The sequence below is a fragment of the Janthinobacterium agaricidamnosum NBRC 102515 = DSM 9628 genome, from assembly GCF_000723165.1.
GTDB lineage: Bacteria > Pseudomonadota > Gammaproteobacteria > Burkholderiales > Burkholderiaceae_D > Janthinobacterium > Janthinobacterium agaricidamnosum.
The window spans coordinates 416836-424084 of the sequence record NZ_HG322949.1 but is presented as its reverse complement, the minus strand read 5'-3'; the positions used below and the strand labels follow the sequence as shown (position 1 = coordinate 424084).

Below are 7249 nucleotides of genomic sequence, written 5' to 3'. Positions count from 1 at the left end.
GACGATTGATCCTTAAGAAGACCGTGTCCCGGGCGGCAGCACCGAAAGCGCAATCAGCGCGAACGGTCCGAGCAACAGGCCGATCACAAACCACAGTCCGCCGTTGCGCCCCCGCTGGCCGGCCAGCACCCAGCACGCTATGGCAAACAAAAACATGAAAGTCAGCAAGATCACCATCGCATCCTCCTTGTCGGAATGATGCAATATTACATCAAAGAAAAGACTTTCAGGCAATTCAGCCCAACGCCGATTTAGCGCTGCACGTGCAAGGTGATGACGCGCTTGCTCGGGCCGCCATCGCCGCCGGCACCCGGCTTCGGCGGCTCGGTATCGCATGAGCCGCAGGAACCGCAACCGCTGCCGCAGCCCGGCGCGATCTTGAACAGCCGGGACATCATTTCATCGTTCGCGCCGCAGCGCACCAGCCCGGCCACGATGCGCTTGCGCAGGCCGGCCGGCAAGTACCGGGTCGAGAAGTGCAGCAGCGCGGCCGCGACGATCAGTGCCACAATCAAGCTTTGCAACATATCAGGCTCCCAGCAGGACAGCGATGTGATAGGTGATGAACGAGGCGCCGTAGGCCAGCGCGAACATGTAGCCGGCCATCATCAGCGGATAACGCCAGCCGCCGGTTTCGCGCTTGACCACGCTCAGCGTCGACAGGCACTGCGGCGCGAAGACATACCAGGCCAGCAGCGACAGCGCGGTCGCCAGCGACCAGGACTGGGCGATCAGCGGGCTCAGGGTGGTGGCCAGCGCATCGCCGGTTTGCGACAGCGCGTACACGGTGCCCAGCGCGCCGACCGCGACCTCGCGCGCCGCCATGCCCGGCACCAGCGCGATGCAGATTTGCCAGTTGAAGCCGATCGGCGCGAAGATCACTTCCAGGCCGCGGCCCAGGATGCCGGCCATGCTGTAGTAAATCGGCGGATGGGTGGCGCCGTCCGGTGCGCCCGGGAAGGTGCTGAGGAACCACAGCAAGATCATCAGCGTCAGGATGATGGTGCCGACCCGGGTCAGGAAGATCTTGGCGCGTTCCCACAGGCTGAGCGCCAGGTTGCGCAGGTGCGGCCAGTGGTAGGCCGGCAATTCCAGCATCAGCGGCTGCATGCGCTTGGAGCCCATGCCGCGTTTCATGATCCAGGCCACCAGCATCGCCGAGACGATGCCGGCGAAGTACAGCGCAAACAGCACCAGGCCTTGCAAGCTCATGAAACCGGCGACTTCACGCTCGGGAATGAAGGCGGCGATGATCAGCGCATACACCGGCAAGCGCGCCGAACACGTCATCAGCGGCGCGATCATGATGGTCACCAGGCGGTCGCGCGGATTCTGGATGGTGCGCGCCGCCATCACGCCGGGAATCGCGCAGGCAAAGCTCGACAGCAGCGGAATGAAGGCGCGGCCGGACAGGCCGACCCCGCCCATCAGGCGGTCCAGCAGGAAGGCCGCGCGCGGCAGGTAGCCGCAATCCTCCAGGCTCAGGATGAAAAAGAACAGGATCAGGATTTGCGGCAGGAACACCAGCACGCTGCCGGCGCCGCCCAGGATGCCTTCGACCAGCAGGCTTTTCAGGTGGCCGTCGGGCATGGTTGCGGTCAGCGTCTTGCCGAGACTGTCGATGCCGGCGGTGATCATGTCCATCGGCGTGGTCGCCCAGGTGAACACGGCCTGGAAAATCAGGAACATGATGATCGCCAGGATGATCGGCCCGAGCACCGGGTGCAATACGATATTGTCGATTTTCTCGGTCAGGTTGCCGGTGTCGCGCACGTCGTTGCTGACGGCGGCCAGGATGCGCCGCACTTCGCGCTGGGTTTGCTCGACCGAGACCGCGTCGATGGCCGCCAGCGGCTGCGCCTCGACCTTCGTCAACGGCATCATCTTGTCGAGCGCGTTCAGCAGCGCTTTTTCGCCATCGTGCTGCACCGCCACGGTTTCCACCACCGGCATGCCCAGTTCGGCGGCCAGTTTTTCGCTGTCGATCACCAGGCCGCGCCTGCGCGCCACGTCGACCATGTTCAGCGCCAGTATCATCGGCAAGCCGAGGCGCTGCACTTCCAGCACCAGGCGCAGGTTCAGGCGCAGGTTGGTGGCGTCGACCACGCAGACGATCGCGTCCGGCCGCGGATCGCCGCGCCGCAAGCCGCCGACCACGTCGCGCGTGATCGCTTCATCCGGCGTGGTGGCGGACAGGCTGTACGCGCCCGGCAAATCGAGCACGCGGATGGCGCGCCCTTGCGGCGACGTGAAATGGCCTTCCTTGCGCTCGATGGTGACGCCGGCGTAGTTCGCCACTTTCTGGCGCGAACCGGTGAGGCGGTTGAACAAGGCGGTCTTGCCGCAGTTCGGATTTCCCAGCAATGCAATTTGCGGCGCCTGCGCCACAGGCTGCACCGGTTTTTCTACAGCGCCCATGTTTATTCCGGTTGGATGGTGATCAGTGCCGCTTCGAAACGGCGCAATGCGAAAGTGGAATTGCCGACCCTGATGGCCAGCGGATCGCCGCCGGGAATGCCGCGCTTGAGCATGCGGATCCGTTCACCCGGTACGAAACCGAGTTCCATCAGGCGCCGCGGCAAATCGACGCCGTCATCCAGCTGGCCTGGCTCGCAGGGCGTGATATGCAGCACCGTCCCGTACTGGCCGACGGCCAGTGCATCGAGGGTGGTAGTGGCAGGCGCAAGACTCATGAACACATTCCAAAATTCTAAATTCTGTTAACCATCAAGTGAAAGACCATGCCGCGCTGCATTACCACGGCCTGTTCTACAGCTTGCTCTACAGCTTATTTATGCAATGTTGTGTAATACAGACAAAGGCAAAAAATCCATCGCAAGCGAGCGAAAACCACCCGCACATTATAATCGGAATGCGAATGACTTTTATTTCGACAGCCTTAAGACGGCGTTAAGACGAACTCGGCGGCAAGGCCGACAGCATACCGAAACCCCGCCATCCTTGCACTGCGCGCCCTCGGCCAGCCCTGCTGCAGCCGGCCGAAAACCCGGCTGCGCCGCGTGTTTGATCAAATCGCTTGCAAAATGATCGGCTTTGCGAGAGAATAGAAAACGTAATGATAATGATTCTCATTAAAACAGTAGCAAGTTTGTGAAATCGGACAGACTTGCGCATTAACGAATACGTAGTCAATCTTCCTGAAGTTCTCGCCAGAAGGTGTATCGATGATTGTATGTGTCTGCAACAACATATCTGATCGTGAAATCCGTCAAGCCGTTGATCTGGGCCTCAGCACGATGGCCGAGCTGCGCCGCGACCTGGGTGTCGCCACGTGCTGCGGCAAATGCCACAGTTGCGCCAAGGAAGTCTTGAAAGAACATCTCGCCCAGACCGACGGCATGCGCGAAGTGGTGCTGCAACGGGCCGTACTGACCACCTAAGGATCACCATGAACTCGATGACGATGATGCCCCGGTCCGATATGGGACTGGCACAGCCGCAGTTTGCCACGCTGAAAGCCAAGCGCGGACAAATGGCGCCGCTGGCCGGCATCATTGCATTGCACGTGGTGGCCTTGTACCTGTTCCAGAGCGGCTTGCTGAGCAAGGCCGTCCATGCCGCGATGCCGGAAGTGATCAACATCAGTTTCGTCACGCCGCCGGCGCCGCCCAAAGAGACCCCGCCATCGTTGCCGAAAACCGTAGACATCGTCGCGCCGCAACCGCCAGCCATCATTCCGCCGCTGCCGTTGCTGGCCATTGCGCCGGCCGAACCGACCATCACCCCGCCGCAAGCGCCAGCCGAATCGGCGCCGGCAGCGGCCGTAGCCGCACCGCCGGCGCCGCCGCAAAAACCGGCGCCGGCGACGCCGCGTACCGTGTCCAGCGTCGAATACATCAAGGCGCCGCAACCGGTCTACCCGAATATTTCGCGCCGCCTCGGCGAAACCGGGATCGTCGTGTTGCGCATCCTGATCAGCGAAAAAGGCTTGCCCGAACAAGTCATGATACAGAAATCATCCGGCTCGTCCAACCTCGATGAAGCGGGCCGCCAGGCCGCGCTGCGCGCGCTGTTCAAGCCGCTGATCGAAAATGGCAAGGCAGTGTCGGTGTTCGTCATCGTACCGCTGAATTTCCAGCTGAGCTGAGCCAGTTTGTCCTGACCGCGGGGCGCCGCCGCCCCGCTTGTACCTTCCTCGCTAGCAGACGCCAGCCAACCAGCACCTTGTGCCGGTGATTGTTTTTGCTTGTTTAAGTCTGCCAGCCTACATCCCCGGGCCGGCAGACTCTTTTTTTGGCCGCTCGCTTTTTCGTGCTGATATCCCGCTTTAAATCTCGGCCCACATGCGCAGCAGATTGTGATAATGGCCTGCCAGTCCGACCAGCGCTTCGCTGTCGCCACGTTCTCCCCGCTCTGCCCGCAATTGCTGGATATTCTGGTCCAGCTCGAACAGCATGGCCCGTTTCCAGTCGTCGCGCACCATGCTCTGGGTCCACAGGAAGGAACTGACACGCTCGCCGGCGGTGACCGGCATCACCCGGTGCACGCTCGATGACGGATAAACGATGGCGTCGCCGGCCGGCAGTTTTACTTCATGCGTGCCGTAGGAATCGACCACCACCAGTTCGCCGCCTTGATACTCTTCCGGCTCGCTGAGGAACAGCGTCGACGACACGTCGGCGCGCATCGCTTGCCCGCCACCCAGCGGCGTGCGGATCGCGCCGTCGATATGCAGGCCGTAATGCTCGCCGCCGGCGTAACTGTTGAAAAACGGCGGTAAGATGCGCAGCGGCAGCACCGCCGAAAAGAACAGCGGATGGGCGCTCAGCGCGCGGCTGACGATCTCGCCCAGCTCCAGCGCCAGCGGCGAACCTTCCGGCAATTGCCGGTTGCGCTTGACTTGCGCGCCCTGCGCACCGACGCTGGCGCGGCCGTCGATCCAGTCGCTGTGCGCCAGGCGCTGGCGAAAGCCGGCGACTTGTTCGGGCGTCAGCACGCCGGGGATATGCAACATCATCTTCCATCCTTTTTTCAGAAAAAAACCGCACCCCGATTATCGCATCGCGGCGCCTCAAGACCGAGCCCGAACAGTCAAAATCCGCCAAAAAGATCGCCAAAAGCCGGGCCTCAAAAACGGCCCGCAACACGAATGAAAATGGTTGTCATTTTCATCAACAAATTAAAAACGGGAAAATATGGCATTCGGCCTGCGAATGGGATTTATTCTCACGAAAAAAGCGTCAAATATACGGAAAAATGACGATCCAGGCGCGAAAACGCGGGTATTTTGCGTTATCATGCGGGCATACAAGGATGACGTTCGACAGACCATCAGGCAGCAACCGCCACCCGGAATGGGCCGACACCGCATCCACATCGACCACCAAATTTAAGGAGTCCTCCATGAAGGGCGATAAAGAAGTCATCCGCTTGCTCAACGCGCAGCTCACCAACGAACTGTCGGCCATCAACCAGTACTTCCTGCATGCACGCATGTACAAACACTGGGGCCTGGAAAAGCTGGGCAAGAAGGAATACGAAGAATCGATCGGCGAAATGAAACACGCCGACAAACTGATCGACCGCATCCTGATGCTGGACGGCCTGCCTAACCTGCAAGCGCTGCACAAATTGCTGATCGGTGAAAACACCCCGGAAATCCTGGAATGCGACTTGAAACTGGAACGCGCCGCGCACGTGACCGTCAAGGAAGGCATCGCCACCTGCGAAAAAGCCGGCGACTATGTCTCGCGCGACCTGTTCCTGATGATCCTGGAAGACACGGAAGAGCATATCGACTGGCTCGAAACGCAGATCGACCTGATCGCCAAGATCGGCATCCAGAACTACCTGCAAAGCCAGATGGCTGTCGAGGAATAATCCCCGCGGCGTCAAGGCTCACATACAAAAAAACCGGCTTTACGCCGGTTTTTTTATGCCTGCAAATGTTCAAGCCTGCCTGGCTGCAGATTTGAGCTTGACGAACAACACGGCCACGGCCGCGCACAGCAGCAATGCCCCCGCCAGCCGGATCACGTTTTCCGGATTGCCGCCCAGCCAGCTGCGGTAATACAGCGGCAAGGTGAAGATCTGGATGATCATCGGGATCACGATGAACATATTGAAGATCCCCATGTACACTCCGGTGCGCTGCGGCGGGATGCTGCCGGCCAGCATGATGTAGGGATTGCCCATGATGCTGGCCCACGCCATGCCGATGCCGACCATCGGCACCAGCAGCAGCGCCTCGCTGTGGATCAGCGGCAGGCACAGCATGCCGATGCCGGCCGCCGTCAGGCATACGCTGTGCATGACCTTCGGCCCGAAGCGGCGCGTGCACGGCACCAGCGCGAACGCCGCGATGAAGGCGATGAAGTTATAGAAGGCGCCGACCTGGCCATTCAACAAGCCGGCGTCGCGGAAGCCCTGCGAGGCCGGATCGGTGGTGTGGAACATGGTGGTCGACAGCGACAGCGTGATGTACTGCCAATAGCAAAACATGGCATACCACTGGAACAGCTTGACCACCGCCAGTTGCTTCATCGTCGGCGGCATTTCGCGCACCGCCAGCACGATATCGCCCAGCATGTGGCGCCAGCCCGGCGGCCGCGCGCTGATCTCTTGCAGCTGGTCCGGCGACAGCGGATGTTCCGGCGTGGTCTTCAGGGTCCACAGCACCGAGGCGATCGAAAAGAACGCGCCGATCATGAAGGCGACGATGACGATGTGCGGGATGTGGCTGCCATTGACGGCGTCCTTGTTCATGCCGAACAGCACCAGCAGCGACGGCGTCAGGTAGGCCAGCGTCTGCCCCAGGCCGGTGAACGCGCTCTGGGTCAGGAAGCCGATCGAGTGCTGTTTTTTATCCAGCTTGTCGCTGACAAAGGCGCGGTACGGCTCCATCGTCACGTTGTTGGCGGCGTCGAGTATCCACAGCAGGCTGGCGGCCATCCACAGCGTCGGGCTGAACGGCATCAGCAGCAGGCCGATGCTGCACAGGATCGCGCCGATCAGAAAGTACGGCGTGCGCCGGCCCCAGCGCGTGACGGTACGGTCGCTCATCGCGCCGATGACAGGCTGCACCAGCAAGCCGGTCATCGGCCCGGCCAGCCACAGGTACGGCAGGCTGGCCGCGTCGGCGCCGAGGTAGTTGTAGATCGGGCTCATGCTGCTTTGCTGCAGCCCGAAGCTGAACTGGATGCCGAAGAATCCGATGTTCATGTTGACGATCTGCCAGAACGACAGATGCGGTTTGTGCAGCGTCCTGGTGTGTCCCTTGGCGCTCATA

General features: G+C 61.0%; 9 protein-coding genes. 3 read left to right on the top strand and 6 right to left on the bottom strand.

Going from position 1 to position 7249, the window contains the following annotated elements; all coding sequences use genetic code 11:
- Positions 1 to 12: 12 nt before the first annotated feature.
- From GJA_RS27690 to GJA_RS01670, 4 genes are all read right to left on the bottom strand, one after another.
- The gene (locus GJA_RS27690) at positions 13 to 177 is read right to left on the bottom strand and encodes a hypothetical protein (protein ID WP_156484107.1); all 165 of its coding nucleotides are present in this window, start codon (positions 175 to 177) and stop codon (positions 13 to 15) included.
- Between the two features lie 74 nt (positions 178 to 251).
- A complete protein-coding gene (locus tag GJA_RS01680; protein ID WP_038488081.1) occupies positions 252 to 527 on the bottom strand; it encodes a DUF6587 family protein in 276 nt (91 codons plus the stop codon).
- Between the two features lies 1 nt (position 528).
- Positions 529 to 2418, bottom strand: a complete 1890-nt coding sequence (gene feoB / locus GJA_RS01675; protein WP_038488078.1) for a ferrous iron transporter B — start codon at positions 2416 to 2418, stop codon at positions 529 to 531.
- 2 nt (positions 2419 to 2420) lie between these two features.
- Positions 2421 to 2693 carry a FeoA family protein gene (locus tag GJA_RS01670; protein WP_038488074.1) on the bottom strand — a complete coding sequence of 91 codons (273 nt, stop codon included), beginning with the start codon at positions 2691 to 2693 and terminating at the stop codon, positions 2421 to 2423.
- Between the two features lie 492 nt (positions 2694 to 3185).
- Here GJA_RS01670 and GJA_RS01665 point away from each other — a divergent pair, with 492 nt between their 5' ends.
- Positions 3186 to 3401, top strand: coding sequence for a (2Fe-2S)-binding protein (locus tag GJA_RS01665; RefSeq protein WP_038488071.1), 216 nt, complete (start codon positions 3186 to 3188; stop codon positions 3399 to 3401).
- A gap of 8 nt (positions 3402 to 3409) precedes the next feature.
- Positions 3410 to 4108 carry an energy transducer TonB gene (locus GJA_RS01660; protein ID WP_051780136.1) on the top strand — a complete coding sequence of 233 codons (699 nt, stop codon included), beginning with the start codon at positions 3410 to 3412 and terminating at the stop codon, positions 4106 to 4108.
- Positions 4109 to 4288: 180 nt separating this feature from the next.
- Here the strand turns inward: GJA_RS01660 and GJA_RS01655 are convergent, their stop codons facing one another.
- A complete protein-coding gene (locus tag GJA_RS01655; RefSeq protein WP_038488065.1) occupies positions 4289 to 4978 on the bottom strand; it encodes a Fe2+-dependent dioxygenase in 690 nt (229 codons plus the stop codon).
- A 386-nt stretch (positions 4979 to 5364) separates the two neighbouring features.
- On the opposite strand from GJA_RS01655, the gene bfr reads away from it, so the two are divergent.
- The gene (bfr, locus tag GJA_RS01650) at positions 5365 to 5841 is read left to right on the top strand and encodes a bacterioferritin (RefSeq protein ID WP_038488062.1); all 477 of its coding nucleotides are present in this window, start codon (positions 5365 to 5367) and stop codon (positions 5839 to 5841) included.
- A gap of 69 nt (positions 5842 to 5910) precedes the next feature.
- Here bfr and GJA_RS01645 read toward each other — a convergent pair whose 3' ends face one another.
- Positions 5911 to 7248: an MFS transporter gene (locus tag GJA_RS01645; protein WP_038488059.1), complete on the bottom strand. Its 1338-nt coding sequence runs from the start codon at positions 7246 to 7248 to the stop codon at positions 5911 to 5913.
- Position 7249 lies beyond the last annotated feature (1 nt).

What these genes read in the sequence shown, in the direction of transcription:
- GJA_RS01660 (WP_051780136.1), top strand. Translation starts at nt 3,410, where the DNA reads ATGAACTCGATGACGATGATGCCCCGGTCCGATATGGGACTGGCACAG.
- GJA_RS01680 (WP_038488081.1), bottom strand. Translation starts at nt 527, where the DNA reads ATGTTGCAAAGCTTGATTGTGGCACTGATCGTCGCGGCCGCGCTGCTG.
- GJA_RS01655 (WP_038488065.1), bottom strand. Translation starts at nt 4,978, where the DNA reads ATGATGTTGCATATCCCCGGCGTGCTGACGCCCGAACAAGTCGCCGGC.
- GJA_RS01670 (WP_038488074.1), bottom strand. Translation starts at nt 2,693, where the DNA reads ATGAGTCTTGCGCCTGCCACTACCACCCTCGATGCACTGGCCGTCGGC.
- feoB (WP_038488078.1), bottom strand. Translation starts at nt 2,418, where the DNA reads ATGGGCGCTGTAGAAAAACCGGTGCAGCCTGTGGCGCAGGCGCCGCAA.
- GJA_RS27690 (WP_156484107.1), bottom strand. Translation starts at nt 177, where the DNA reads ATGGTGATCTTGCTGACTTTCATGTTTTTGTTTGCCATAGCGTGCTGG.
- GJA_RS01645 (WP_038488059.1), bottom strand. Translation starts at nt 7,248, where the DNA reads ATGAGCGCCAAGGGACACACCAGGACGCTGCACAAACCGCATCTGTCG.
- bfr (WP_038488062.1), top strand. Translation starts at nt 5,365, where the DNA reads ATGAAGGGCGATAAAGAAGTCATCCGCTTGCTCAACGCGCAGCTCACC.
- GJA_RS01665 (WP_038488071.1), top strand. Translation starts at nt 3,186, where the DNA reads ATGATTGTATGTGTCTGCAACAACATATCTGATCGTGAAATCCGTCAA.